The sequence below is a fragment of the Mesorhizobium sp. WSM4312 genome (assembly GCF_002294875.1).
In the GTDB taxonomy this organism is placed as follows: domain Bacteria; phylum Pseudomonadota; class Alphaproteobacteria; order Rhizobiales; family Rhizobiaceae; genus Mesorhizobium.
Genome location: NZ_NSFU01000007.1, coordinates 1 through 26694, shown reverse-complemented (window position 1 = coordinate 26694; position 26694 = coordinate 1). Strand labels below are relative to the sequence as shown.

Sequence of the window (26694 nt, the reverse complement as noted above, 5' to 3'; positions counted from 1 at the left end):
GCGCGGCACGCCGTCGCGCCCGATGTCGCGGGTTGCGCCTGTCCGGCGTTCGGCCTAAGCGGTAGCGATCAACGAGGCCGAGCCATGCCCATTCGCCTGAAAAAGCTGATCGGAATGTTCCTGCTGGTGGCACTGGTCATCATCTATGCCCTGGTCGCATCGATCGTTGCCGTCGCCCGTCTGTCGGAATCGGGCGCGCTGGTGCACTTCCTGTTCTTCCTGTTCAGCGGCCTGCTCTGGGTGCTGCCGGCGATGGGCATCATCAAGTGGTTGATGCTGGAACCGCGGGCGAAGCGCTGAAACGGGCTGGCCCGGTTGCAGAGGCATAGACGGCTGGATCAACGCGCACGGCGGATTGACGGCACCCCCCCGGTCAGATGGTGACGACCATCTTGCCGGCATTGGCGAGCGGCGTCGTCACGCCCGACAGCATGGTGCGGATATGGGCGAGGTTCTGGTAGCGGCCATTGATCGAAATGCGCGGCAAGGCATGCAGGAAGCCGGCATGTTCGGCGCGCAGCACGCCATGGCGGGTCGTCACGGCGGAGACATAGCCGGCGTCGCGGGCAAAGCCGACTTCTCGGCAGCCGACCGCGCTTGCATAGCCATAGGGATAGGCGAAATGGAGTGGTTCGCTGCCAAGCTCTGCTCGCAACATGTCCTTCACGGCGTCGATCTCGCGCCGCGCATCGGCCTCGGAGAGCCGCTTCAGATTGCTGTGATTGATCGTATGGGCGCCGATCGTGACCAGCGGATGCGCGGCGACGGTGCGGATCTCATCCCAGTTCATCAGCGTCCGCAGGCGCGAGGCATCCGCGTCGACGCCATTTGATCTGGCGAGATCGCGCAGCACGGTGCGCAGATCTTCCTCGCGAACCTCGGTGGCGAGGTAGGCGTGCAACCGGGTTATGGCCTGGCTTTTCCGGGCCGAGGTCGCGCAATCGATCACCGCCGGACCATTCGAGGTCGACAAAGTCAGGCGGTCGGACGCGTTGACGATATCCTCGGCCACATCCCACCACAGATCGGCGGTGCCGTCGATCAGCCCTGGCGCCACATAGATGGTCACCGGCGCGCCGTGCTTCTCCAGCACCGGCAGGGCCTCGGTCATGTTGTCGCGATAGGCATCGTCGGCGGTGATGGTGGCGAACCGGCCGCCCTTGCCGCCTGCCTTGATGCGCTCCACGGCCTCGTCCATCGAGACGAAAACATAGCCGTCCGCCTTCATGTCGGCGATCACGGCGTCGAGGAAACTGGGCGCGATGTTGAGGTGCCGGTTGACGCTGTCGGGCTTTTCCGGTGTCGCCGTCACGCGGTGCAGCATCAGGATGGCGCCGATGCCGCCGACAAACGGCCTGGCCAGCGGTGCGAGGCCGGTATAACGGGCGACGTTGAGCGCCAGCTTCCGGATTGCCTCCCCACCGTCGATCATTCATTCACCTTTTGCGCCTAGGCTGATCCAAGCACGGAATACGCCTGAGCGCGCCCCAAATCGGGATCAATACGCCTTAAGGATTGAGGTATGGTTGACGCAATGGCGTCATTTGACGGCAATCGGCTCGCGGCGACCGAGGCTTCGCCACGCGCCCTGCCGAAGGACGCCGCCGGGCCATCGGTCTCCGTTGCAGCAGCCGATGGGCTCGCGGCCTATGCAGGGTTCTGCCGCTCGGCGATTTATGCGCCGACACAGGGCGCGACATGGATCCTGAACTGGGCCGCGCAGTTCGAGCCCGATCTGTTGGTGGCGACGCTCACTCTCGGAGGCAAGCCGGTCTTCGCGCTGGCGCTGGAAGTTGTCAGCCAGGGGCCGTTCCGGGTCGCCCGTTTCATGGGTGGCCGCCATGCCAATGGCAATTTCGCGGCCGCTGACCCGCAATGGCTGGCCAGGGCGGAGAGCGCGGCCGTCGGATCAGTGTTTCGGGCCATCGCCAAGGCTCGGCCCGACATCGATCTCATCGCGCTGGAACGATTGCTGCCCGATCTCGATGGCATCGCCAATCCGCTCGCATCGCTCGATCATTTCGCCAGCCCCAATCTTTCGCTGGCCATCGACCTTGGCGGGGGCTTCGAGGCGCTGCTGCTGCGCGCTAGCGGCAAGCGCAAACGCAAGAAACATCGGTCGCAGATGCGCAAATTCGACGCCGTCGGCAGCCATCGGCGCATCGAGGCGCGCAGCCCCGACGAGGTGGAGCGATTGCTCGACGCCTTCTTCGGGATGAAGGAGCTCCGCTTTCGCAGGATGGGCATTGCCAATGTCTTCGGCGGCGACCAGACGCGCGCCTTCTTCCGGGCGCTGTTCACGCAGGCCCTGGCCGAGGACACGCCCTCGTTCGTGCTGCATGGCTTGGAGGTTGCCGGCAAGCTGCGCGCCATCACTGGATCGAGCCGCTGCGGCAAGCGCCTGATCTGCGAGTTCGGCGCGATCGCCGAGGACGATCTCTCGCACAGCAGTCCCGGCGATTTCCTGTTCTTCGACAACATCCAGGAAGCCTGCGAGACGGGTTTCGCCGTCTATGATTTCTCCGTCGGCGACGAACCCTACAAGCGGCAGTGGTGCGATGTCGAAACCAGGCATTTCGAGGTGCTGGTCCCACTGACGCTGAAGGGCCGCGCGCTGGCGCAGACGCTTCGCCAGGGCGCGCGGTTGAAGGCTTTCGTCAAGAACAGCCCGACGATCTGGAAACTGACCAAGATGCTGCGCCGCAAGGCAGCCGGACAGGCAGCGCAAGCCGCCACGGACGACGAAAACTAGCCGTCAGAAATTGAGAGCCTCGCGGAGCGCCGGACCCGCCCTGACGCGCAGATCGAGATCGGCCTCGATATGGTCGATGTGATGCAGCATCAGCTGGCTGGCCCGTTCGCAATCGCTGCTCTCCAGCGCTCCGACAATTTCCGTGTGCTCGCTGTGCCCGCAGGCTGACACGCCAGACCGCCCGTAAAGCGCGATGACAAGCGAGGAGCGCGCGACCAGTTCCTCCATGAAGCGCTGCAGGATGCCGTTGCCGGCGACCGAAGCAAGCAGCAGATGGAAATCGCCGGACGCCTTGATCTCGGAGCGCCGCGCGGTCGGACCGCGTTCGGCAATGAAGCGGCCCTCCTCGTCGAGTTGCGCCCTGAAGGCCGCGATGTCGGCGGCGGTGACGCGCCCGCAGGCGGCAACGGCAATGCCGGGCTCGATCAGCCGGCGCGAGGCGAACACCTGGCGCGCCTCCTCGGGCGAGGGGTTGGCGACGAACGCGCCGCGGTTGCGCTCCGTGCGCACCAGGCCTTCGAAGGACAACATCTGCAGGGCCGCGCGCGCCACGGTGCGCGACACATCGAACAGCGTGCCAACCTCGCCCTCGGACAGCTTGGTGCCCGGCGCCAGCCGGCGGTCGACGATGGCGTCGCGCAGATTGTCGCGGATCGCCTGTGCGCGATCCTGATTGGCGCTGTCGGTGGAATAGATGTGATCGGCAATATTCATGGCGATGATGTTCCCGCACCCTTCTAACGCGACTCGCCGTCTGCGCACGAGAGGCAAAGTGAACACAAAGCCGGAAAAGATTGCATACGATTTTTGTGCAGATCGCGCACAATAGCCCATAATTTGTGCAATGCACAAGACAGCCCGCCAGATAGGCAACCGCAGGCAGGCCTGATTTTCCAGACAATTCAAATGCTTGGCCAGTCACCCCGATATTGGCACGCATGATGCATTGGTTAATGCGACCAAACGGGGAAGCCTGAATGTCCAAAGCCGCCGAGATCGACATCGTGTCCGTTTCGAAAGTCTATGGAACGACGACCGCCGTCGAGGATATCAGCCTGAAGATACCGGCGGGCACCTATTGCTGCCTGCTCGGCCCCTCCGGCTGCGGCAAGACCTCGACGCTGCGCATGATCGCCGGCCACGAAAGCATCTCGTCCGGCGATATCAGGCTCGGCAACGCCGTCGTTACCGACCTGCCGCCGGCCAAGCGCGGCACGGCGATGATGTTCCAGTCCTATGCGCTGTTTCCGCATCTCGACCTCATCGACAATGTCGCCTTCAGCTTGAAGATGAAGCGCGTCGACAAGGAAAAGCGCCGCGCCAAGGCGCTCGACATGCTGAAGCTGATGCAGATGGAGGCCTATGCGACGCGCCGCCCGGCGCAGCTTTCCGGCGGCCAGCAGCAGCGCGTCGCGCTCGCCCGCGCCCTGATCACCGATCCGGAAGCACTGCTGCTCGACGAGCCGCTTTCGGCGCTCGATCCGTTCCTGAAGATCCGCATGCGCGCCGAGCTGAAGAGATTGCAGACGTCGCTCGGCATCACCTTCGTGCACGTCACCCACAGCCAGGAGGAGGCGATGGCGCTTGCCGACCTGATCGTGGTGATGAATGACGGCCGTATCGAACAGGCGGCGCCGCCGCGCGACGTGTTCGAGCGGCCGGCCACGGCCTTCGTCGCGCGCTTCATGGGCGACCACAACGTCATCTCCGGCCGGGTCACCGGCAGCCGAGACGGCATGGTCGTCTTCGACGTCAATGGTGGCGGCACGCTCGCCGCCAGCGGCAAGCCGCAGCAGGCGGGCGCCTCGATCGACATCGCCATCCGCACCGACCATGTGCGCATCGGCGCGGCACCCGCGCCCGGGCTCGGCTTCACCGGCATCGTCGCCAACATCGAATATCGCGGCGCCACCGTGAAGCTCTCCGCCACCGGTGCCGGCATCGACGATTTCACCGTCATCATCGACGATTCCGAGTTCTTCGCCAGACCCGTCGCCATTGGCGACGCCGTACCGCTCGCCTGGGATGCCGAGGATGCGATCGTCCTCGGCCGCCTTCATTCATGACATCAACCAAGCAAAACAAGACAGGGGAATAGACATGACAGACACAATGCAACCCAAGACTGGCATCTCGCGCCGCTCGCTGCTCAAGACGGGTGCGGCCGCCGTCGGCCTCGCCGCCGGATCGGGCGTCATTACTGGCTTCCCGACCATCTGGGCGCAGTCCAACATCACGCTGCGGCAGTTCGGCACCGGCGTGTCGAACCTCAACGCCATCGCCGACAAGTGCAAGGCCGACCTCGGCATCACACTGGAGATGACGGCGACCGATTCCGACGCCGCCGCCCAGCGCGCCGTGACCCAGCCCGACAGCTACGACATCGCCGATATCGAATACTGGATCTGCAAGAAGGTGTTCCCCACCGGCGTGCTGCAGCCGATGGATGTCAGCAAGCTGAAATATTACGACGAGCTGGTGCCGCTGTTCAAAACCGGCAAGCTCACCCCCGACAGCGTGATCGCGCAGGGCACCGCGCCGCACACGGTGGGTTATGTCGAGGCGCAGGACTCCAAGACCTTCGCCAAGGCGCCGACCAACTGGTTCACCATGGTGCCGACCATCTACAACGCCGACACGCTGGGCATCCGTCCCGACCTCGTCGGCCGCGACATCACCAGCTGGGCCGACATCATGGACCCGGCCTTCAAGGGCAAGACCGCCATCCTCAACATCCCGTCCATCGGCATCATGGATGCCGCCATGATCATGGAAGCCAGCGGCAACATCAAATATGCCGACAAGGGCAATATGACCAAGGACGAGATCGACAAGACGATCGACTTCCTGATCAAGGCCAAGCAGGGCGGCCAGTTCCGCGCCTTCTGGAAGTCCTTCGACGAGAGCGTCAACCTGATGGCGTCGGGCGAAGTCGTCATCCAGTCCATGTGGTCGCCCGCAGTGGCCGCCGTGCGCTCCAAGGGCATCGCCTGCCGCTTCCAGCCACTCAAGGAAGGCTACCGCTCATGGGGCGGCGGTCTCGGCCTTGCCGCCCACCTCAAGGGCGCCGAACTCGACGCCGCTTATGAATACATCAACTGGTACACGTCGGGCTGGGTCGGTGGCTACCTCAACCGCCAGGGTTACTACTCGGCCAACATGGTCTCGGCCAAGAAGTTCATGACCGAGGACGAGTGGGGCTACTGGATCGAGGGCAAGCCGGCCAAGGGCGAGATCAAGGCGCCCGACGGCACCGTCATGGAAAAGGCCGGCGCCGTGCGCGATGGCGGCTCCTTCGAAGAGCGCATGGGCAAGGTCGCCTGCTGGAACTCGGTGATGGACGAGGACCGCTACATGGTGAAGCGCTGGAACGAGTTCATCGCGGCGTAAGGCTGCGCCTCTCCTCTTCCCCTTCTCCTGCTGGAGAAGGGGAAGGCAGCTCCGCCCGGACAGCACCCGCACCGAGAGCCTAGATGACAGTCGCCCTCGAACGTCCCACCATAGCCGCCAGTCCCCTCAGGCGTCGCCGTCGCTTTTCGCTCGGCGCCGTCACGCCCTATCTGCAGTCGGCTCCGCTGGCGCTGATCCTCGGCGCGTTCCTGCTTTTGCCCATCATCATGATCGTCGTCGTGTCCTTCTGGGATTACGACTTCGCCGCCATGTATCCGGATTTCCTGACAACCAACTATTCCGACGTGCTGGGCTCCTGGGTCACCTGGAAGACCTATCTCAACACCATCAAATTCGCGGCCATCGTCTGGGCGCTGACCTTGTTCATCGGCTTCTGGGTCGCCTATTTCCTCGCCTTCCACATTCGCACCACCGCCATGCAGATGGTGCTGTTCCTGGTCTGCACCGTGCCGTTCCTGACCTCCAACATCATCCGCATGATCTCGTGGATCCCGGTGCTCGGCCGCAATGGGCTGATCAACTCGACGCTGGTGCATATGGGCCTGGTGCCAAAACCCATCGAATGGCTGCTCTATTCCGAATTCGCGGTCGTGCTCGCCATGGTGCACCTCTACACGCTGTTCATGGTGACGCCGATCTTCAATACGCTGATGCGCATCGACCGCTCACTGGTCGAGGCCGCCCGCGACGCCGGCGCCTCCGGCTGGCAGGTGCTCTGGAACGTCATCATTCCTCTGGCCAAGCCCGGCATGGCGATCGGCACCATCTTCGTCGTCACGCTGGTGATGGCCGATTTCTCCACCGTGCAGGTGATGTCGGGCGGCCAGAGCGCGTCCGTGGCGCTGATGATGAAGAACCAGATGTCGCTGCTGCAATATCCGGCCGCCGCTGCCAACGCCGTGGTGCTTTTGGTGCTGGTGCTCTTGATGGTCGCCGGCATCCTGCGCATCGTCGATATCCGCCGGGAGCTTTGACGTGAGCCACGAAAAACGCACCCTCGAATTTTATGTGCTGGCGGCCTTCTTCGCGCTGTTCGTGCTGTTCCTCTACGGCCCGCTGTCGGCGATCCTGATCCTGTCGTTCCAGGGCGAGACCGGGGGCCTCACCTTCCCGCTCAACGGCGTGTCGCTGCACTGGTTCGCCAATCTGTTCGAGCGCCAGTCGGTCGGCGATTTCGGCGGCAGCTTCAAGCGCTCGCTGGTGCTGGGGCTGATGGTGATGGTCGTCACCGTCATCGTGTCGCTGCTGGCGGGCCTTGCCTTCCGCCGCAAGTTTCGCGGTGCCACCGCCCTGTTCTATTTGGCGGTCGCCAGTCTCGTCGTGCCCTCCATCATCATCTCGCTGGGCATCGGCGTCGTCTTCCAGCAGGTCGGCTTGCGCCCAGCCTGGTATACCTCGGCCTTCGGCGCGCAGCTGACCTGGACCTTGCCGTTCGGCGTGCTCATCATGTTCGCCGTCTTCAACCGCTTCTCGCCGGCCTATGAGGAGGCCGCGCGCGATCTCGGCGCCACCTCCTGGCAGACCTTCGTCCATGTCGTGCTGCCGATGATCGCGCCGAGCCTGATCGGCGTCGGCCTGTTCGGCTTCACGCTCTCTTACGATGAGTTCGCCCGCACGCTGATGACATCGGGAACCTTCAACACGCTGCCGCTCGAGATCTATGGCATGACCACCAATGTCACGACGCCGGTGCTCTACGCGTTGGGCACGGTGACCACCGTGTTCTCCTTCCTGGTGATCCTGGCGACGCTGGGCGCCATCCTCTATGTCGGCCGCCGCCGGGCGAGAGCATGACCGTGCAGATCCTGGTAGTGAACCCCAACACGACGGCGAGCATGACCGAGACCATCGCGGCCGCCGCGCGCGGCGTCGCTGGCGTCCGGACTGAAGTCGTCGCCGTCACCTCGTCCACGGGGCCAGCCTCGATCGAAGGCTATTATGACGAGGCGATGGCCGTGCCGGGTCTTTTGATGGAGATCGCCGCCGGCGAACGCCGCGGCGTGCAGGCGGCGATCATCGCCTGTTTCGACGACACCGGCCTCGACGCCGCGCGGGCCATGGCCGCCATTCCCGTCATCGGCATCTGCGAGGCGGCACTCAGCATGGCCTCCTTCATCGCCCAGCGCTTCACCGTCGTAACCACCACCGAACGCTCGCGCGTGCCGGTGGAGGGGCTGGTGCAACGCTACGGCATGGCCGGACGGGCGCGTGTGCGCGCCGCCGACATTTCGGTGCTGGCGCTCGAGGATCCGGCATCGGGAGCAGTTGGCAAGCTGCGCGACGAGATCGCCCGGGCCGTGGAGCAGGATCGTGCCGAGGCGATCGTGCTTGGCTGCGCCGGCATGGCGGACCTTGCGCACCAGTTGCAGGCGGATTTCGGACTGCCTGTCATCGACGGTGTCGGCGCCGCGATCAAGCAGGCCGAAGCGCTCATTGCGCTCGGCCTTTCGACATCGAAGCGCGGCGCCTATGCCAGCCCGCTGGCCAAGCCCTATCGCGGTATGCTGAAATCGTTCTCGCCCGGAGCTGTCGCCGCGGAGTGAGCACCATGAATCGAACCGTCCGCACGCTGTCGCTGGGGGAATTGACCGACCTCATCGACTGGGCGGCTGCGGAGGGCTGGAATCCCGGCCTGGAAGACGCGGCGATGTTCCAGGCGGCGGACCCGGAGGGTTTCATCGGTGCCTTTGTCAGGGATGAAATGGTCGCCGCGATCTCGGCGGTGGCCTATGGACAGGATTTCGGTTTCATCGGCCTTTACATCTGCCGCCCGGACATGCGCGGCAACGGCCACGGCAAGGCGGTGTGGACCGCGGGCATGGACAGGCTGGCCGGGCGCACCATCGGCCTCGATGGCGTCGAGGAGCAGCAGGCCAACTACCGCAGCAAGGGGTTCGAGCCGGTCTACGAGACCATCCGCTACAGCGGACGACCCGCGGCCCTGCCCGTCCGCGCCGAGCGGCCTAGCATGGCGAGTGCGCAACCGACGCCCGACATCATCGCCTATGATGCCCTTTGCTTTCCCGCGCCCCGGCGGTCCTTCCTGCAGCGATGGCTGCAACCGCCACATCATCATGCCGTAACGGCGATCACGTCGCGGGGAACGGCTGGCTATGCGGTGGCGCGAGCCTGCCGCAGCGGCTTCAAGATCGGCCCACTTTTCGCCGACGACGAGCAGACCGCGCTTGAATTGCTCGGGGAGCTGGCGGGCGCGTGCAAGGGTGGCGAATTGAACATCGACGTGCCGGCCACCCAGGTGGATTTCATCGCGGCGCTCGAGGCGGCGGGCTTCACACCGACCTTCAGCACCACCCGCATGTACAAGGGCGCGCCGCCGAAGCTCGATGCCAAGAGGGTATTCGGCGTGACGACGCTGGAGCTGGGATAGGTGGCGCGCGCCGCTGAACGCGGTTTTTTCAGGCCGCGGAGCGCCGTCCCGGAGTGCCCGGCGGCTCGTGGCCAATCGGCGTCACCAGCGTCAGGTCGGGGTAACCGCTCTCGATCAGATTGACCGCGGCCTTGGTGACCTCGTCGTCCGGTTCGAGCATGGACAGGAACACCTCTGTGGCATCGGCCCCGAGACGGCTGATGCCTTGCGCGTCGGCCGGCCCGCATTCGACCACCACCAGATCATAGGCGGTGGTCAGTGACTGCATGATGATCGGCAGCCGGTCGGCGGCGCGCATGGCGCGGACCGGATCGGCGGTGCCGACCGGGATAACGTGGCAGTCCGAATAGAGATCGGCATGGATGACGTCGCTGAACTGCGCCTGCGAGGCGAGCAGGTCAGTGATGCCGGGGAAAAGCCCGCTGTCCAGCATCGGCCGCGAGGCGGCACCCGAGGCGGTGAGGTCGAGCAGCAGGACGCGCAGGCCGGCGTCGGACACCTCGCGCGCCACCAGGATCGCCGATGCGGCTGCCTCGTCGCCTTCGGGCGAAACGAATATGGCGCGGGCGGCCCCGCTGGCGATCAGCTTTTCCGCCGCCTTCTCGATGTCGATTTCACCCAGCACCGAGCGCGGCCGCTGGACCTCTACAACCGGCTCCGGCTCGGTGACCGATTCGACTTCGGCGACAGGCTCGGCCTTGACGGCAGGCTCGGGCTCGGCAAAGGGCCGCGGTTGCGCCACTATCTCCGGGTCCGCAGCCGCCTCGGACCATTGCGCCTCGGCGCCAGGATTGGCGAACCCGCCGGCGACAGCCGGCTCCAGGCGGGCAGATGGCTCAGGGGCGTCCGGCTGCTGGCGCGCCGTTGCCGGCATAGCCACTTCGTCGATCGGCGCAAAACGGGTGCCTGGAGCCGGGCGCATGGCGCGGCCCGAGAAGAGTTCGCGCAACAGCGTGAATATGGCCGCCAGCAGAAGCGAAGCCGCCGCAGCTGCCCCAACGATCGGCCCAATTTTGGGGAAGTATGGCTCGGAGGGCACCGAAGCCGGTGAGGCGATGCGGGCGTCGACCGGCACATAATTGCGGTCCTGACGCGAAGCTGCCTCGCGGTAATTGGTCAGATAGAGCTCGAGCTGCTGGCGCTTGGCGGCGGCGTCGCGCTGCAGCGCGTCGAGATCGACCTGCTGTTCGCCGGCCTGCGCCGAAGCCGCCTTCAGTTGGTTGACGTCGGAGACGAGCTGGCTTTCGCGCGCCTTGGCGGCGTCGGCCTGCATCACCAGGCCCTTCATGATCTTCTGGGCTTCGCTGCGGATCTGCGCGTCGAGATCGGCGAGCTGTGACTTTGCGGCGCGAACGCGCGGGTGGTTGTCGAGCATCGTCGTCGACAGATCGGCGATGGTGGCGCGCAGCTCGGCCTGACGCTCCCGCAAACGCTGGATCAGGTCGGACGACAGCACTTCCGGCAGCGAATCCAGCGAGCCGCCATTCTGCAGCGCCTTGCGCACGCTGTCGGCGGTGCCTTCGGCCGCGGCGCGGTTGGCCCGCACCCGCGACAATTCGGTCGACAGTTCGGCCAGCTGCTGGGTTGCCAGGGTGGCATTGTTGCCGCCCATCAGCAGGTCGGACTGCGCGCGGTAGGCTGCGACCTTGGCCTCGGCATCCCTGACCTGCTTCGACAGGTCGGCGATCTCGGGCGCCAGAAAATCAGCCGCGGCAGTGTTCGATTCGCTCTTGGCCGCGCCCTGCCCCGCAATATAGGCAGCGGCAATGGCATCTGGGATGGCGGCGGCGAGCTTGGGATCCTCCGAGGAGAACTCGATGGCGATGATGCGGGTCTTTTCAACGCCGAAGACGTTGAGCTTCTCGCGCATCTTCTTCAACACGCGTTCGTCGGCCGGAACATCCATCGGGTCGTTCTTCAGCCCAAGCAGGATCAGCACGCGGCTGACCGCCGACATGTTGATCGTTTCGTCGAACTCACGCAGCCGCGCCAGACCGAGTTTCTGCGCCACCTGCTTGAGGATTTCGTTGGACGAAATGATCTGGACCTGGGTGGCGACGCCTTGTTCGTCGAGGATCGGCTTGTCGCCATCATTGTTGCTGCCGGCCGGACGGGTGTAGACGGATTCGCGCGGGGCGATTTCCACCTGCGTCTGGGCCTTGTAATGCTTGGTCGCGAACGAAGCGAACGCAAACGCCAGACCGGTCACCACCAGAACGAAGAGCAATATGCGCAGCCAGTTCCTCGCCAGGCTGGCGAAGAGCTGCCTGAGGTCAACGTCGACATCTGCGGCCGCGGACTGAACGGACATGCATCCCTACTCCGAAACTGGGTCGGGATGCACCGTAAACAACTATGGTAACTCAGCCGTTAAGATCGCGGTAATACTCCATTAGGAATACTGGCCGCGCCCCAAGAAAAACGATAAAAATGGCAAAACCCCTGCTTCGTGCAGCGCTATCGGCCGGCTCCTTTACCGGCCATTAACCCTAACAGGATGATAACGGACCCGGTCCCAGATGTTTGCTGCGATGCCGCAGCGGCCAGTCGAAGGTACGTATCCGGTCATGAAAAGCACTGCTTCTCTCTTTCACGCTCTGCTTGCCGTATCGATGCTTGCCGGCTGCTCCAGCTACCGCCCGACGCCGGCTGCCTTCCACGAGGTCCTCGACCAGCCTTACCGTCTCGGCGCCGGCGACCGTGTCCGCGTCACCGTGTTCGAGCAGGATGGCCTGACCAACACCTACAGCGTCGACCAGTCCGGCTACCTCTCCTTCCCGCTCGTCGGCGCCATTCCGGCGCGTGGCCACACCGCGCAGCAGATGGAAAAGGAGATCGCCGACAAATTGCGGCAAGGCTATCTGCGCGACCCCGACGTCTCGGTCGAGATCGATCGCTACCGGCCGATCTTCGTCATGGGCGAAGTGGGTGCCGCCGGTCAGTATTCCTATGTGCCCGGCTTGACCGTGCAGAAGGCCATCGCCATTGCCGGCGGTTTCTCGCCACGCGCCAACCAGGAAAGCGTCGACATCACCCGCGACATCAACGGCAAGGTGATGACCGGCCGCGTGGTGACATCCGATCCGCTGCTGCCTGGAGATACCGTCTACGTCCGCGAACGCCTGTTCTGACAGACACCACGTGGCGGACAAGCTCAGGATCGTCCACTGCTTTCGTTCACCGGTCGGAGGAATTTTCCGCCATGTGCGCGACCTGACCGAAGCGCAGGTCGCCGCCGGCCATGTGGTCGGCATCGTCTGCGATTCGACCACGGGCGGCGAATTCGAGGAGCGCCTGTTCGAGCAGATGAAGGACATGCTGGCGCTCGGCATCCATCGCACGCCAATGCAGCGCCATGTCGGCCCGGGGGATCTCGCCTCGGCCCGGCGCACCTACAGGATCATCAAGGAATTGCGGCCGGACGTGTTGCATGGACACGGCGCCAAGGGTGGCGCCTATGCCCGTCTGTTCGGCTCATTGTTGCGGGTATCAAGGTCTCGCGTAGCCCGCCTTTATTCGCCGCATGGCGGCTCTCTCCACTATGACGAAACGACAGCCACGGGGAAGCTGTTCTTCGCGCTGGAGCGCTCCATGGCGCACTTCACCGATTGCCTGCTGTTCGTCTCGGACTACGAGCGGCGAACCTATCGCAGGAAGGTGGGCGAGCCGCCGATCCCTAACACGCTGGTCTACAACGGACTGCGCGCCACCGAATTCGAGCCGGTACTCATCGGACCCGATGCGGCGGATCTACTCTATATCGGCATGATGCGCGACCTGAAGGGGCCCGACATCTTCATCGACGCCCTGGCCGCCGCCGGCCCGCGGCTTGGCCGCGCGCTGAGCGCGGTGATGGTCGGCGACGGCGACGACCTGCCGCGCTACCACGCGCAGGTAAAGCGCCTGGGACTTCAAGGCCGTGTCCGCTTCCTTTCGCCAATGCCGGCCAGGGAAGCCTTCGGACTTGCCGAACTCGTCGTCGTTCCATCCCGCGCGGAAGCCATGCCCTATATCGTGCTGGAAACACTTGCCGCGGCAAGACCGATGATCGCCACCTCCGTCGGCGGCATACCGGAGATCTTCGGTTCCGGCTCCCCTGCCCTGATCCGCCCCGATCCGGCCGAACTGGCCGGCAAGATGAGCGAGGCGCTGGCCGACCTTGCCGCCTATGGCGCCCTGATGCCCGATGGCCCCGGCCTCAGGGCGCGCTTTGGCGCCGACGTAATGGCCGCCGAAATCGAGAAGGCCTATTTCGCCGCGCTCGGCAGGTAACGCCTGACCCTTTCCAAAGCCACGCGTTGTTTCAAGGGTTTCTTAGCTCTCTTTTGCTATTCACCCTGGGGAAGCTTGCGGACTGTTCCATGAATGAGATCGATCCCGCGCACCGCTTTTCACCCGAAGCGGTGCGTAAATTTGACGGCTCGACCGATGGCGATGCGCCCGGCGGCATGAACGACGTGGCCCGGCAGGTCGCGTCGCAATACCGGCGCGATACGATGTCGCCGATCATGGTCAGCGGCGTCCTGCGCATGGTTGAATTCGGGGTGCTGTTCCTCTCGGGGCTCTGCGTCTATTTCTACTTTGTCGGGTTCTTCAACTATCTCGCCTGGCAATATCCGGTGACGATCGCCGCCGCGTCGTTCCTCGCCGTGGTGCTGCTCGACGTCACCGACTGCTACCAGGTGGTTTCGCTGATGCGGCCGATCGCCAATTTCGGCCGCATCCTGCTGGTCTGGGCCGGCGCCTTCGCGCTGATGGCGTTGACAGCGTTCGTCATGAAGATGTCGGAAGATTATTCGCGGCTTTTGTTCGGCACCTGGTTCGTCGTCGGTTTCGTCCTCCTGTTCGGCCTCAGGCTGGTCATGTCGAGACTGATCCGGCGCTGGGCACGCGATGGCCGCATGGAGCGGCGCGCCGTCATCGTCGGCGGCGGCAAGGCGGCGGAAATCCTGATCCGCTCTGTCGAAAAGCAGCCTTACAACGATATCCGCATCTGCGGCATCTTCGATGACCGCTCCGACAAGCGCTCGCCGCCGATCGTTGCCGGCTATCCCAAGCTCGGCACAATTTCGGAATTGATCGAGTTCGCCCGCATCGCCCGTATCGACATGCTGATCGTGTCGCTGCCGCTGACCGCCGAAACGCGCGTGCTGCAACTGTTGAAGAAGCTGTGGGTGCTGCCGGTCGACATCCGGCTTTCGGCGCATTCCAACGCGCTGCAGTTCCGTCCGCGCGCCTATTCCTTCATCGGCTCGGTGCCGATGCTCGACATTTTCGACAAGCCAATCAACGATTGGGATTCGGTCGCCAAGCGCACCTTCGACATCGTTTTCTCGCTGATCGGAATCATCGTCTTCTCGCCGGTGATGCTGGCGACCGCGATCGCCATCAAGCTCGACAGCAAGGGACCGGTGCTGTTCAAGCAAAAGCGCCACGGCTTCAACAATGAGATCATCGAGGTCTACAAGTTTCGCTCGATGTACACGGACCGGTCGGATCCGACCGCCAAGCAGACCGTGACCAAGAACGATCCGCGCGTCACCCGCGTCGGCCGGTTCATCCGCAAGACCTCGATCGACGAACTGCCGCAGTTCGTCAATTCGCTGCTGGGCTCGCTGTCGCTGATCGGCCCGCGCCCGCATGCGATCGCCGCGCAGTCGCACAACCTTCTCTACAACGAGGTGGTCGACGGCTATTTCGCTCGCCACAAGGTCAAGCCCGGCGTCACCGGCTGGGCGCAGATCAACGGCTGGCGCGGCGAGATGGACACCAATGAGAAGATCCGCATGCGGACGGAGTACGACCTCTACTATATCGAGAACTGGTCGCTGCTGTTCGATCTCAGAATCCTGTTCCTGACGCCGATCCGGCTGCTCAACACGGAAAACGCCTATTGAGCGCGATTTCCCATGAACTGCCGCAGGCCGCGGTCAACGCCAAGCTGACCGCCCTGATTTCCTCCAGTGCGGTGGTGGTCGGCATCCTTCTGTCCGGCTTCGTCATCAGCGAGCCGGCGCCTTACGAAATCTACATGGCCGGGCTGATCGCCATCTGGGCGCTCTTCGGCCTGCGGATTTCTCGCGCGGCCATGCCGCTGCTGGTGCTGCTGGTGACGATGAACATCGGCGGCATGATCTCGATGACGCAGATGGCGGACCTCGCCTTCACGCCGCTCTATCTCTCCGTGTCATTGTTTCTCGCCTTCAGCGCGGTGTTCTTCGCGTCGGTGACCGCCACGCAACCAGGCCTCTACCGGCTGATCTTCAATGCCTATGTCGTCTCGGCGGTGGCGACCTCGCTGCTCGGCATAGCCGGCTATTTCCATGCCTTCCCCGGCGCGGAGATGTTCACCAAATACGACCGCGCCGCCGGCGCCTTCCAGGACCCGAACGTCTTCGGGCCGTTCCTGGTGCTGCCCGGCATCTATCTGCTCTATCTGATCCTGACAGGTTCGGTCGCGCGCATGCCGCTGCTGGCGGTGCCGCTGCTGATCATCGCATTGGGCATCTTCTTCTCCTTCTCGCGCGGCGCGTGGGGCATGTTCGCCGTGTCGGCGGTACTGCTCACCGGCTGCCTGTTCCTGCAGAGCGCCAGCGGCAAATTCCGGCTGCGCGTGGTGATCATGACCATCGCCGCGCTGTCAATGCTGACGATCACCATCATCGTCATCCTGCAATTGCCCGGCGTGGCGGAAATGTTCTCCAGCCGCGCGCATCTCGAACAGAGCTATGACACCGCGCGCCTCGGCCGCTTCGCCCGCTACGCAATCGGCTTCCAGATGGCGATGGAGCGTCCGTTCGGCATCGGGCCGCTGGTCTTCGGCAAGATGTTCGGCGAGGACACGCACGACATCTGGCTGAAAATGCTGATGGACTATGGCTGGCTTGGCTTCGTGTCGTTCCTGACGCTCGTCGTCTGGACCATGGTGGCCGGGTTCCGCATCCTCCTGCGCGACCGGCCGTGGCAGCCCTATCTGTTGTGCGCCTATGTCGCCTTCATCGGCAATATCGGCCTCGGCACCTTCATCGACATCGACCACTGGCGCCACATGTATCTGTTGCTCGGGCTGGTGTGGGGCGCCATCGCCCTGGAGTACCGCCATCAGCGGCTGTCGCGGCCGGCATTTCCAGGTGCGCCGGCGATCGCATCCACGCAGGCGCGATAAACGCCGAATTTCGGTTGACCCGGGCAGGGTTATCACGATACATCGCGCTCGGTCCGGAGTGTAGCGCAGCCCGGTAGCGCACTTGACTGGGGGTCAAGGGGTCGTCGGTTCGAATCCGGCCACTCCGACCATTTTAAGACAAGGACTTGCCCCCAAAAGTCCACCTTCATTTTCCATCTCTAGGGTAACGCAGGGAGTATCACCCTCCCTTTCGGTGACGTCCAGCGAGCCGGCGGCGCATCGTTCGCGTCTGCCCGTCGGGCGGCACTTCTTATCCCGTTTGGATTCGGCACCGGTGCCTCTCGGACGTCTCGCGGTGGTGGATCGACATGTTCAAGCTCCGAGGGCGCTTGATTGTCGCGATGAGGGATTGGTGTCTTCTTCGGGTCGGGCTCCTTCGGAGGAGGATCTTTGATTTTGTTCCGCATATCCAGTTTCCTCCAACCCCTGCCGGCCTCAGGATTAGCCGCGGCGCTGCAACAGGGAAAACCGAATCGTCAGCCTCTTGTTCCGTTGTGCCCGTTAAAAACCCGCCACCGTGAGGCAGCGGGTGCTGGCGCGGAATGAGGCTGCGGAAATGACGCCGAAATTCGTCAGCGCACCTTGCGCTTGAGACACTACATCTTTCGGCGGGTAGTGAGCGGACGCTTCGGGTCAGCCAGCACAGCGCTCTCGAGCCCGACTGGTCAGCCCCAGCGGCCACCGCTGCTAGTATGTGCGCCCTTGTCGGTCATTGCCCGCCACCTTCCGACAGGGTGCCGGCGGACCGATCGCAAAGCTTCACCAATATCGCGTCGTACGCTCGGCCAGAGCCGGGCGGAGCTTTACCCAAAGCCGCCTGGGGCTCAGGGAGCAGGTGCGCCTTCGTGGATAGATTTCCGGACCTCGGAGCGGAACTCAGGGGTATCGTGTTCCCCATGAACAGACACAGCGTGTTGTACCGCAGCCTCGATCAGTTCGTCCTCCCGATCTGCGGAGATTGCAACGGTGCATTTCATTTCGCTCGGGAATTCTCGGCAGTCAATGTATTTGCGTGCCATAGGTTCCTCCTCGAAATCTCGCTGTTTTCGGCGACCAAACAGCATACTCCTGCCCGCTGACGCAAACAATCTACGTCTATCGGGGGTAGTCTCTCAGTTTGAAATTATTGCGGACAAGGGCGCCAGTTCAATCGAGCTTCTGTATGCGCCCCTTTTCGAGGCGGAACACCCCGCTGTTCCCGCCTTGGCGCTCGAAATCGCTCTGAAGTTCATCCCATGTGCCAAGATACTGGCTGCAATCGGCGCAGCTGATCGGCGTTGAAGGTTGAGCGTCTGTTGGAATCTGCAGACGGATGATGCCGCAATAGGGGCACTCCAATAGATGGTCCAGATACTCGCCGGCCATGATCACTTTCAGCACCCCGTCCGGAACTATCGGGCGAGCAAGCCGCGAACGCAAGGGCTGCAGTACAAAACTACAAGCCGGCGCTCCCTGCCTTCTTCAAGGCGCGGGCGTGGAAAAGAAGCGAAGAACAGTTAGGCCCCAGCAGTCGCACCAGGTCTAGCGCCTGCTCCTCTGATATCCCGGTTTCGATCACCAGGGCTTTTGCGACCTGAGCTTGCCTGATTGAATTGGGATTGGTTTCCGCCACGTCTTGCGCTCCCTGGTGAGGCGGGAGCGCAATGCGGTCTCTCAGCCGGGCGCGCCTTTTGCTAGTTGCACCCGATGTCACCCAAACTAGCGTAGAGATTCGATTAGGCAACTCTATCGGGCGAGGTCGTCAGATTTTCGGCCATGCGGAGCATCGCTCGATCGCTATTGGCAGACATCAATCCATTCGGCGCCGGTAAGGTCGACCATGCGCTGCGGTGCAATCCGTACCGCGGCATTGGTGGCGCCCGCGGCGGGCACCACCTCTTGGAATTCCCGCAGCGAGACGTCGCAATAGATCGGCAGCGGTGCCGGCAGGCCGAACGGGCAGACGCCGCCGACAGGATGGCTCGTGGCGGCAACCACTTCGTCCGCGTCCAGCATGCGCGGCTTGCCGCCGAACTGGTCCTTGAACTTGCGGTTGTCCAACCTGGCGATGCCGCTGGTCACCACCAGCATGGTGCGCTCGCCGACGCGTAGGCAGATCGTCTTGGCGATCTGCGCCGGCAGGACGCCGTGCGCCTCCGCCGCCAGCGTCACCGTCGCCGAGCTTGTTTGCGTGACGATGACCTCGATGTCAGGCGCATGAGCGGCGAAGAAGGCACGAACGGAGTCCAGGCTCATAGCGAAAAAACCACAGTTCACCTCGATACACGGCAGACGCGATCGGCGCGGATTTGGATGCCGCAGGAATAAACACGCGCGACCTGTAAATCGGCAAGCCCGGCCTGCTGGGGAACGCCGTGGCATCAACAAGAAACCCGCCAGGCGGGCCCTGGCGGGTTCCTTTTTGCATGGCTGGGCCTGGCCTATGCCAGGGGTCGGCCTTGCGGGGCCGGTTTCGGCGCGGCGGCAACGATGAGGGCGTCCTGAGGCAGGCGAAGCGCGGACGCAATACGACGCAGCTTCGACGGATCGGCCGCCCGGCCGTTCTCGATGTCCTCGATCTCGCCGACCGATAGGCCGCAAGTCAGGGAAAGCTCTTCCACACTGTATCCGCGGGTTTCCCGCATGGCTCTGAGGGTGGTGTAATTCGGCCCGATCTCACCGGCTAACGGTTCGGAGAGGGCATGGCTTTTTGCATTGTTGGGCATTGGCAACTCCGCTGGCTGAAAGAGTTTGATCAAAAATGGAGCGTTGCCTGAGACGAGCAGGAACATGCCCGCTCGCCAGCGATTTGCCAAGAGCCAAACAGGCCGTCACGCTATCGTGAACCGGACCCGCGAGGCGGCGCACGCACATCGCGCCATCAAGTTCTTTTGAACGGCCCGGTACCTTTTTGCCCGGAGGTTTAGGCCCACCTGTTCGTTGTTCTGATGCGCCGGCGTGAAAACCATCCGGTTCCAGCTGGCCCGTTCCCAGAAGGATCTCCGTTATGAACTTCAAGACTTCCCTCCTCGTGCTCGCCACGATTTCCAGCCTTTTCACCGCCGGAGCGGCGACCGCCGAGGCGGCTGACACGCTGCGCGTGCGCGGCACGGTGGTCAGTTTCGAGCCGTCGCTGCTGACCGTCAAAACCCGTCAGGGCGACACCTCCGCGATCAAGCTCAATACCGGGTGGAAGATTTCCGGCGTCGCCAGCGCCTCGCAAAGGGACATCAAGCAGGGCGATTTCCTCGGCATCGCCTCCGTCTCGAAGGCGGATGGCGGCAGCGGCGCGCTGGAGGTGGTGATTTTCCCAGCCGCCCTGAAGGGGACTGGCGAAGGCGACCGTCCCTGGGATCTGCAGCCGAACAGCCGCATGACCAACGGCACAGTGGCCGACGTAACCGACATCAGCGGGCGCGCCGTGACGCTGACCTACGACAACGGGCAGACCAAGAAGATTTCGATCCCCGACGGCACGCCCGTCGTGACCTTCGCCCCGGCCAGGCCGGCCGATCTCAAGCCGGGCGCGACGGTCTTCGCCACCGCCCAGCGCGAGGCTGACGGGACGCTGAGTTCCAGCCGCGTCGTGGTGGGAAACAATGGCGTGATCCCGCCGATGTAGCCACAATCAGCGGCAAGAGCCGGCTTTTCGGCCCTCACAATAAAGTCGGGAAGCCGGTTCCCCAGAAACACGCCGGAAACACAATTCTACAATCGGGAAATACTGACGAAAAAAAACAGGAGCGTAATTCCATTCGCGGCGATCGGGCCATCGACCCGATTTTAAGATCTGCCGGCGAAAGAAGGAAACGATCCATGAAGAAGTCCCTCCTCTCGGCCCTCGGGCTTGCAGTTGCACTCGCTTTCACGGCGCCGGTCATCGGTGCGACGAGCGCCGATGCGGCCCCGATGGCAAAGCATCATCGTCATCATCGCGTCCATCATCACCATGTTCGTCATCACCGCGTTCACCACTACGTTCATCACCGCCACCACATGAAGAAGGCCTACTAAATACAGACTGCCAACGAGACGACCGGCCTTGGTTTCTTGTTCAAGGCTGGTCTTCTCCTGGTCATGCGATGCCAGGCTGGACACCAGGCCTTCGCGAACAGGGCCGGGCATCCCGATGATGGCAAGGCCCGATATCTCCTGGATGGACAGCACCGCTCTGCCTGTCGCGATGGCAGCTCACGCTTCGCCAACACTTGTCTTATGACCGAGAGCGCCCTTAGCGCCGGCTGAACAGTAGGCTGGCGACCAGACCAAGCACCACAAGCCCAACCGCGGCGGCCGCTGCCGGATGGTCACGAGCCGATTTCTCGACCACCCTGCCCTGTTTGCGGATTGCCGGCATCGCATCGCGCAGGCGTCCCGCGAGATCCGAATATGTGTCGAGCGCGGCATCGCGGCCATCTTCATAGTAGGCGCCACCCCGCTTTGACACCGCCTTGCGCAACGCCACGAGTTCTCTCGAAAGGGCCGCGACCTGCTTTTCGAGGTCGATGTCCGAAAGGGTCGAAAAAGATGCCATCATGCGTTTCCTTGTCTTGCCATGCGACGTCGTCTTGCTGAACGACGTCTTGCTGAACGACGTCTTGCAGAAGGAAACGTAACGCCTCACCCCAAGGCGGGTTCCGGTTTCGAGGCTTCAGAGCGCTTCGCGCGGTCAGCGCACCTGGTCAAGCAGGCGCTTGCATTCCAGGAGGTCGAACAGCGCCTCCTGCAGCAGCGCGCGATTGTCGCGCGACAGTTTCGACGAGTCCGGCTGAACCGGACCTTCCTCATCGCTCTTGCCCAGACCGAAAAAGCGACGGCTCGGCTTGACCCTTGGCTGACCAACCAGCTCGTCATCGCCGCCGCGCGGCTGCGCCGCCGGCGTCAGCGGCACCTGATCGGCCTGCTTTCGTTGCGAGATCGCCTCGACGGCGGCCATGTCGCCATTGCCGATTGCAACCAGGAAATGATTGCCGTTCTCGCGCAGCAACTTCTGCACGCCCTTGATCGTGTAGCCCTGGTCGTAGAGCATGTGGCGGATGCCCTTGATCAGTTCGACATCCTGCGGCCGGTAATAGCGACGGCCGCCGCCGCGCTTCATCGGCTTGATCTGGTTGAAGCGTGTCTCCCAGAAGCGCAGCACATGTTGTGGCAGGTCGAGATCTTCGGCGACCTCGCTGATGGTACGGAAGGCGTCAGGGCTCTTGTCCATGGGCGAAATCCTCACGCTGGAGCGTGATCCGGAACGGTCTTCAGCGAGATCAGTCTCAACAAAGAGACGCTCATTCTATTTGCGCGGAATGGATCATACGCGGAACACCAATCCGGCCATGCTGCCGAATCGGGCCTTATTTCAGCGGTTTGTGAAGCAATATTCAAGCCCGGCGTGATCGCGGGGCCGGTTTTCAACCGTACAATGAAGGCTATTTGCCGCCCTTTGCCTTGCTGTTCTGGTGAGAGCGCAAGATGCGGTTCTTCAGCACGTTGGACGATTTGAACGTCATCACCCGGCGCGGCAGGATCGGCACCTCTTCGCCGGTCTTGGGATTGCGCCCGATGCGTTCGTTCTTGGAGCGGACATGGAACGTCGCGAAAGACGACAACTTGACCGTCTCGCCACGCACAATGGCTTCGCAGATTTCGTCCAGCACGGCTTCGACCAGTTCGGCGGATTCAGTGCGCGACAGGCCGACCTTTCGGTAGACGGCCTCCGCCAGGTCGGCACGCGTCAGTGTCTTTCCCCCCATGCGACCGTCCCATCAGTTCAAAACGTAAAATCGGCACAACAACGGTAGAGCCTAAGTAATTGATCCGGCAAGGTCAAGGACCGAAACCGAGCCGTTCGGCACTTACCAGCGAACCAGAACGGCGCCCCAGGTGAAGCCGCCGCCCATCGCTTCCAGGAGGACGAGGTCGCCCTTCTTGATGCGGCCATCGGCAACGGCCACCGACAGCGCCAGCGGCACGGAAGCAGCCGAGGTGTTACCGTGCAGATCGACCGTAACCACCACCTTTTGCTCTGCTATCCCGAGCTTCTTGGCGGATGCGTCAATAATTCGTTTATTGGCCTGGTGCGGCACGAACCAGTCGAGATCGTCGGCCGATATGCCGGCGGCGGAGAAGGTTGCCTCGATGACGTCGGTGATCATGCCGACCGCATGCTTGAAGACTTCGCGACCTTCCATCCTGAGGTGACCGACCGTTCCCGTGGTCGACGGTCCGCCGTCGACGAAAAGCTTGTCCTTGTGCACGCCGTCGGAGCGCAGGCTGGCCGCCAGGACGCCGTGGTCGGCAATCGTGCCGGCCCCCTCGCCCGCCTCCAGGACAAGTGCCCCTGCGCCATCGCCGAACAGCACGCAGGTCGAGCGGTCGCTCCAGTCGAGGATGCGTGAGAACGTTTCCGAGCCGATCACCAGCACACGTTTGGCAAGCCCCCCACGGATGTAGAGGTCGGCTGTCGTGACCGCATAGACGAAGCCCGAACACACCGCCTGCATGTCGAAGGCGAAGCCGTGATGCATGCCGAGCCGGTTCTGGATCTCGACCGCGGTGGCCGGGAATGTGTTGTTGGGCGTCGACGTTGCCAGCACGATCAGGTCGATGTCATCAGGCGTCAGCCCGGCATTGGCAAGGGCGGCACGTGCCGCGGCCTCTCCCAGGGAAGCCGTCGTCTCGTCGTCGGCCGCGATATGACGCTGGCGGATGCCGGTACGCTGGGCGATCCACTCGTCCGAGGTTTCAACCATGCCCTCGAAATCGGCATTCTTCATGATGCGGCGGGGCAGCGCGGCGCCCATGCCGCGCACGACTGATCTGATCAAAGTTCTTTCCTATTCCTTCGCGTCGGTAACGACGTCGGATTTCCGGGATGACAGGGCACGCGGGTTGCGCGCATGAAACAGGTCCAGGTCGGCTTCGATGCGGTCGAGCAGATTGTTGCGCACCATGTCATAGCCGAGCTCGATCGCCGCGGCGAACCCGTCGGAATCGGCACCGCCATGGCTTTTGACGACAATGCCGCTCAGCCCCAGGAAGACGCCGCCATTGGAGCGGCCGACATCCATCTTTTCGCGCAGGCGATCGAAGGCGCCCTTGGCGAAGACATAGCCGATCTTGGCCATCAGGGTGCGGCTCATCGCGGCGCGCAGATACCCCGCGATCTGGCGAGCGGTGCCTTCCGCGGTCTTCAGCGCGATGTTGCCGGCGAAGCCCTCCGTGACGACCACGTCGACCGTACCCTTGCCGATATCGTCGCCTTCGACGAAGCCGTGATAGTTCATCGAGGCCATGTTGGCCTCGCGCAGCATGCGCCCTGCCTCCTTGACCTCTTCCTGGCCCTTGATCTCTTCGACGCCGACATTGAGCAGGCCGACGGTGGGCCGGGCAATGCCGAAAACGGCGCGCGCCATGCCGGTGCCGAGAATGGCAAAATCAATGAGCTGTTGCGCATCGGCGCCAATGGTGGCGCCGACGTCCAGAACCACGCTTTCGCCGCGCAATGTCGGCCACAATGCCGCGATCGCCGGGCGATCGATGGTGGCCATGGTGCGCAGGCAGAATTTCGACATCGCCATCAGCGCACCGGTGTTGCCGGCGGAGATGCAAGCGTCAGCGGCACCTGACTTGACCGCTTCGACCGCCTTCCACATCGACGACTTCCAGCGGCCATGGCGCAACGCCTGGCTGGGCTTGTCGTCCATCCTGACCGCGATCTCGCAATGGAAGAATTCGCTCACCTCGGCCAATTTGGGGAACTTGGCCAGTTCGGGGCGCACAAGTTCCTCACGCCCGTAGATGACGAAGCGGATGTCGGGACGGCGAGTCGCGACCGTCATGAGCGCCGGAATGACCACGGCTGGTCCGTGATCGCCGCCCATGGCATCGATGGAAATCCTGATCACGCGGTATTCATCTCACGGTTAGGCGGCAGTCGCTTAGCGATCGCAAAGGTTCGGCGAAAATAGCGGTTTTGGCTTTTCGCACAACCGACTTTTCCATCGCGGGCGAGGTTTTCAGGATTTTCCCAGCAAGGATCGCAGTTTTTGCTGAAATTCATTCTCCGCCGCTTCGGTATCGCCGCCGGCATCCAGCGACGCGCCCGGCTTGCGCGGGTAAGGGTCGATGGCCAGTCCGAAGAACTGTTCGGCTAGCGCCCCGACATCGATGGTGTCGCCGGAGAATGTTTCGGGGCTGTCGGGCCCGTCCGCATCGAGCAGGATCTCGCCACCGCCCTCGAACCCCTGCCGCCCAAGCTTGGAATCCTCGGGCAACAGCAGTGCCTCGACCGGCTCGTCGATATGCGCCTGGACGGGGTCGAGCGTGACGATGCAGGCCTGCGTGATATCGGCCTCGACACGGCCACTGACCTTGACGCCATTGCGCTTCCAGGAAACGACAAGGAGTTCGGCGCGATAGGCTTCGACCGACAGCAGCCCGTGCTCCTCGGCGAGCGCGGCGCGCTGGGCGGCGTCGGCCTCGATCACCACCGGCAGGCCCTTCTGCGGCAGCCGGGCGACATTGGCGAAAAAGGAAACCGGGCTTCGCGGATCAGCATGTTTCATCAAGCACCTCCCTTGGCGAGCGGAAACACCGCCGTGCCGGAAACGATCGATTCGGACGGCTGGGCGGCCAGCTGCCGGCAGGCGTCGGCGACATAGTCGGCCAATTGCGGCGCCTCCGGCCATGTGCCGGCATCGGGCCGGACATTGCGTGCAAGTGCCGCGGTCAGGCCGTCGCGATCGTTTCTTTCCAGCGCATCATCATAGGCGGCGGTGCGGCCATAGAACATCTTCGCCAGTTTCTTCATGCGCTTGGGCACGCCGACATCGCCAATGCCCAGTTCCCGCAGCGAATGATCGACGTCGAGAAAGAACTCGTCGATCAGCACCTGGGCGATCTCCTGCGCCACGCCGTCTTCGCCGCGCAAGCGATGCTGGAACAGGAACATATGCAGCGAAAGCATCTCGAAACGGCCGAGCGGCGTGTCCGGCACATTCCAGTGGGAATAAAATACGGTCTGCCGCGCCGCCGCCACGATTTGTGCGTAAAGCGCGTCCGTTATGGCGCGGTTGGCGTGGCGTTCGCGACCAAAAAGGCGCTGGAACATGGGGATGGTCTCCCGGGGACCGTTTGTTGAATTGGCCTTGTTGCATCGGCAGGCAAGCTGGTTTACCGGTTTTGCGGCCCAGCGCAAGTTGCGGCGATATAATGGAGAATTGTTGTTGCGCGCGCTGAATTTCAAGTCGACCTTCTCGTCCAGGCCTGCCGGCGCGATCTCGCTGCTGCTGGTCGTTTCGGCGCTTTCGGCGTGTCACACCAACAAGATGATCGGCGACCTCAATCCGAGCGAGACATTCACGCAAGGTTACGTCTACGACCAGCAGGCCGTCGATTCGGTGCCAGTCGGTTCCAGCCGTGAGCAGGTGCTTCTGGCGCTTGGCACGCCGTCGACCACGGCGACTTTCGACAACGAGGCATTTTATTACATTTCGCAGACGCGCAAGCGCTATGTCGCCTTCGATAAGCCCAGGCTCGTCGACCAGAAAGTTCTGGCGGTCTATTTCGGCGCCGATGGCCGCGTCACCCAGATCGCCAATTACGGCATGAAGGACGGCAAGATTTTCGACTTCATCTCGCGCACCACGCCGACTGGCGGCAAGGACCAGAACTTCCTCAGCCAGATCATCAACGGCGCCAGCAAGCTGGCGCCCGGTATCCCCGGCGGCGGTACTCCCTGATCATCAGACCCTGCTTCCCCGTGGGAAGCAGCACCATCTCAGGCGACCAAAAACCCGTGGGAGCGATCCCACGGGTTTTTGTTTGGCCAAGGCGAGCAGACGGGGGCGAGCCGGCGTTAGAGCGGGATGGGATTAGTGTCGGTCATATCCTGAGTTTTCGAAATAGTTTGAGCATTCTGTCGGTGTGACGCGATTGAGGGTCTGCCCGATTGCGTCGCAAACGGTTTCGACAGTGCGGCTTGCT

Annotated in this window: 30 protein-coding genes and 1 tRNA gene; 15 read left to right on the top strand and 16 right to left on the bottom strand. The window is 63.2% G+C overall.

Annotated features, from left to right (window positions below):
- Positions 1–84: 84 nt before the first annotated feature.
- Positions 85–300: a DUF2842 domain-containing protein gene (locus CK228_RS12645; RefSeq protein ID WP_095788069.1), complete on the top strand. Its 216-nt coding sequence runs from the start codon at positions 85–87 to the stop codon at positions 298–300.
- A 73-nt stretch (positions 301–373) separates the two neighbouring features.
- On the opposite strand, the gene CK228_RS12640 is transcribed toward CK228_RS12645, so the two are convergent.
- Positions 374–1432 (bottom strand): polysaccharide deacetylase family protein, encoded by a 1059-nt coding sequence (locus CK228_RS12640; protein ID WP_095788068.1) that lies wholly within the window; start codon positions 1430–1432, stop codon positions 374–376.
- A gap of 90 nt (positions 1433–1522) precedes the next feature.
- On the opposite strand from CK228_RS12640, the gene CK228_RS12635 reads away from it, so the two are divergent.
- Entirely contained in the window at positions 1523–2752 is a 1230-nt protein-coding gene (locus CK228_RS12635) for a GNAT family N-acetyltransferase (RefSeq protein WP_095788067.1), read from the top strand.
- A gap of 3 nt (positions 2753–2755) precedes the next feature.
- Here CK228_RS12635 and CK228_RS12630 read toward each other — a convergent pair whose 3' ends face one another.
- Complete coding sequence (locus tag CK228_RS12630) at positions 2756–3466, bottom strand: GntR family transcriptional regulator (protein WP_095770417.1); 711 nt, start codon at positions 3464–3466, stop codon at positions 2756–2758.
- Positions 3467–3729: 263 nt separating this feature from the next.
- On the opposite strand from CK228_RS12630, the gene CK228_RS12625 reads away from it, so the two are divergent.
- From CK228_RS12625 to CK228_RS12600, 6 genes are all read left to right on the top strand, one after another.
- Positions 3730–4818: an ABC transporter ATP-binding protein gene (locus CK228_RS12625; protein ID WP_095770418.1), complete on the top strand. Its 1089-nt coding sequence runs from the start codon at positions 3730–3732 to the stop codon at positions 4816–4818.
- Between the two features lie 34 nt (positions 4819–4852).
- Positions 4853–6142 (top strand): PotD/PotF family extracellular solute-binding protein, encoded by a 1290-nt coding sequence (locus CK228_RS12620; RefSeq protein WP_095770419.1) that lies wholly within the window; start codon positions 4853–4855, stop codon positions 6140–6142.
- 83 nt (positions 6143–6225) lie between these two features.
- Positions 6226–7137: an ABC transporter permease gene (locus CK228_RS12615; protein WP_095788066.1), complete on the top strand. Its 912-nt coding sequence runs from the start codon at positions 6226–6228 to the stop codon at positions 7135–7137.
- A 1-nt stretch (position 7138) separates the two neighbouring features.
- Positions 7139–7957 carry an ABC transporter permease gene (locus CK228_RS12610; protein WP_095770420.1) on the top strand — a complete coding sequence of 273 codons (819 nt, stop codon included), beginning with the start codon at positions 7139–7141 and terminating at the stop codon, positions 7955–7957.
- Positions 7954–8706, top strand: a complete 753-nt coding sequence (locus CK228_RS12605; protein ID WP_095770421.1) for an aspartate/glutamate racemase family protein — start codon at positions 7954–7956, stop codon at positions 8704–8706. The genes CK228_RS12610 and CK228_RS12605 overlap by 4 nt, the downstream gene beginning before the upstream one ends.
- A 5-nt stretch (positions 8707–8711) precedes the next feature.
- Positions 8712–9551 carry a GNAT family N-acetyltransferase gene (locus CK228_RS12600; RefSeq protein ID WP_095788253.1) on the top strand — a complete coding sequence of 280 codons (840 nt, stop codon included), beginning with the start codon at positions 8712–8714 and terminating at the stop codon, positions 9549–9551.
- Between the two features lie 28 nt (positions 9552–9579).
- Here CK228_RS12600 and CK228_RS12595 read toward each other — a convergent pair whose 3' ends face one another.
- The gene (locus CK228_RS12595; protein ID WP_095770422.1) at positions 9580–11862 is read right to left on the bottom strand and encodes a Wzz/FepE/Etk N-terminal domain-containing protein; all 2283 of its coding nucleotides are present in this window, start codon (positions 11860–11862) and stop codon (positions 9580–9582) included.
- Between the two features lie 256 nt (positions 11863–12118).
- Between CK228_RS12595 and CK228_RS12590 the strand changes: the two genes are divergently transcribed.
- The 5 genes from CK228_RS12590 to CK228_RS12570 all read left to right on the top strand — a co-directional run bounded on the left by CK228_RS12590 (position 12119) and on the right by CK228_RS12570 (position 16847).
- Positions 12119–12682, top strand: a complete 564-nt coding sequence (locus CK228_RS12590; RefSeq protein WP_027046744.1) for a polysaccharide biosynthesis/export family protein — start codon at positions 12119–12121, stop codon at positions 12680–12682.
- Positions 12683–12692: 10 nt separating this feature from the next.
- The gene (locus CK228_RS12585) at positions 12693–13823 is read left to right on the top strand and encodes a glycosyltransferase family 4 protein (protein WP_095788065.1); all 1131 of its coding nucleotides are present in this window, start codon (positions 12693–12695) and stop codon (positions 13821–13823) included.
- Positions 13824–13912: 89 nt separating this feature from the next.
- Positions 13913–15448, top strand: a complete 1536-nt coding sequence (locus CK228_RS12580; protein ID WP_095770424.1) for an undecaprenyl-phosphate glucose phosphotransferase — start codon at positions 13913–13915, stop codon at positions 15446–15448.
- Positions 15445–16716 (top strand): O-antigen ligase family protein, encoded by a 1272-nt coding sequence (locus CK228_RS12575; protein ID WP_095770425.1) that lies wholly within the window; start codon positions 15445–15447, stop codon positions 16714–16716. Before CK228_RS12580 ends, CK228_RS12575 begins: the two co-directional genes overlap by 4 nt.
- 54 nt (positions 16717–16770) lie before the next feature.
- Positions 16771–16847 (top strand) — tRNA-Pro (locus tag CK228_RS12570).
- 714 nt (positions 16848–17561) lie between these two features.
- Here the strand turns inward: CK228_RS12570 and CK228_RS12565 are convergent.
- The 5 genes from CK228_RS12565 to CK228_RS12550 all read right to left on the bottom strand — a co-directional run bounded on the left by CK228_RS12565 (position 17562) and on the right by CK228_RS12550 (position 19442).
- Complete coding sequence (locus tag CK228_RS12565; protein WP_080643723.1) at positions 17562–17756, bottom strand: DUF1059 domain-containing protein; 195 nt, start codon at positions 17754–17756, stop codon at positions 17562–17564.
- Between the two features lie 127 nt (positions 17757–17883).
- Positions 17884–18117: a hypothetical protein gene (locus tag CK228_RS12560; RefSeq protein WP_245438014.1), complete on the bottom strand. Its 234-nt coding sequence runs from the start codon at positions 18115–18117 to the stop codon at positions 17884–17886.
- Positions 18118–18172: 55 nt separating this feature from the next.
- Positions 18173–18349, bottom strand: a complete 177-nt coding sequence (locus CK228_RS35255; protein ID WP_179295889.1) for a hypothetical protein — start codon at positions 18347–18349, stop codon at positions 18173–18175.
- A gap of 164 nt (positions 18350–18513) precedes the next feature.
- Positions 18514–18972, bottom strand: a complete 459-nt coding sequence (locus CK228_RS12555) for a YbaK/EbsC family protein (RefSeq protein ID WP_095770426.1) — start codon at positions 18970–18972, stop codon at positions 18514–18516.
- 185 nt (positions 18973–19157) lie between these two features.
- Complete coding sequence (locus CK228_RS12550) at positions 19158–19442, bottom strand: helix-turn-helix transcriptional regulator (protein ID WP_095770896.1); 285 nt, start codon at positions 19440–19442, stop codon at positions 19158–19160.
- A gap of 281 nt (positions 19443–19723) precedes the next feature.
- On the opposite strand from CK228_RS12550, the gene CK228_RS12545 reads away from it, so the two are divergent.
- A complete protein-coding gene (locus tag CK228_RS12545; RefSeq protein ID WP_143750580.1) occupies positions 19724–20338 on the top strand; it encodes a hypothetical protein in 615 nt (204 codons plus the stop codon).
- Between the two features lie 161 nt (positions 20339–20499).
- Here CK228_RS12545 and CK228_RS12540 read toward each other — a convergent pair whose 3' ends face one another.
- The 8 genes from CK228_RS12540 to CK228_RS12505 all read right to left on the bottom strand — a co-directional run bounded on the left by CK228_RS12540 (position 20500) and on the right by CK228_RS12505 (position 25819).
- Positions 20500–20883 (bottom strand): hypothetical protein, encoded by a 384-nt coding sequence (locus CK228_RS12540; protein WP_095788064.1) that lies wholly within the window; start codon positions 20881–20883, stop codon positions 20500–20502.
- A 64-nt stretch (positions 20884–20947) separates the two neighbouring features.
- Positions 20948–21250, bottom strand: coding sequence for a hypothetical protein (locus tag CK228_RS12535; protein ID WP_095770897.1), 303 nt, complete (start codon positions 21248–21250; stop codon positions 20948–20950).
- A 135-nt stretch (positions 21251–21385) separates the two neighbouring features.
- Complete coding sequence (locus CK228_RS12530; protein WP_027046741.1) at positions 21386–21925, bottom strand: MerR family transcriptional regulator; 540 nt, start codon at positions 21923–21925, stop codon at positions 21386–21388.
- Positions 21926–22136: 211 nt separating this feature from the next.
- Entirely contained in the window at positions 22137–22460 is a 324-nt protein-coding gene (locus tag CK228_RS12525) for an integration host factor subunit alpha (RefSeq protein WP_010915609.1), read from the bottom strand.
- Positions 22461–22562: 102 nt separating this feature from the next.
- Positions 22563–23534, bottom strand: a complete 972-nt coding sequence (locus tag CK228_RS12520; RefSeq protein ID WP_095770428.1) for a beta-ketoacyl-ACP synthase III — start codon at positions 23532–23534, stop codon at positions 22563–22565.
- Positions 23535–23543: 9 nt separating this feature from the next.
- A complete protein-coding gene (plsX, locus tag CK228_RS12515; RefSeq protein WP_019857626.1) occupies positions 23544–24614 on the bottom strand; it encodes a phosphate acyltransferase PlsX in 1071 nt (356 codons plus the stop codon).
- A 111-nt stretch (positions 24615–24725) separates the two neighbouring features.
- Positions 24726–25274, bottom strand: a complete 549-nt coding sequence (locus CK228_RS12510; RefSeq protein WP_095770429.1) for a DUF177 domain-containing protein — start codon at positions 25272–25274, stop codon at positions 24726–24728.
- Positions 25274–25819: a ubiquinol-cytochrome C chaperone family protein gene (locus tag CK228_RS12505; RefSeq protein WP_095788063.1), complete on the bottom strand. Its 546-nt coding sequence runs from the start codon at positions 25817–25819 to the stop codon at positions 25274–25276. Before CK228_RS12505 ends, CK228_RS12510 begins: the two co-directional genes overlap by 1 nt.
- A 115-nt stretch (positions 25820–25934) precedes the next feature.
- Between CK228_RS12505 and CK228_RS12500 the strand changes: the two genes are divergently transcribed.
- Positions 25935–26450 (top strand): outer membrane protein assembly factor BamE, encoded by a 516-nt coding sequence (locus CK228_RS12500; RefSeq protein WP_027046739.1) that lies wholly within the window; start codon positions 25935–25937, stop codon positions 26448–26450.
- Positions 26451–26694 lie beyond the last annotated feature (244 nt).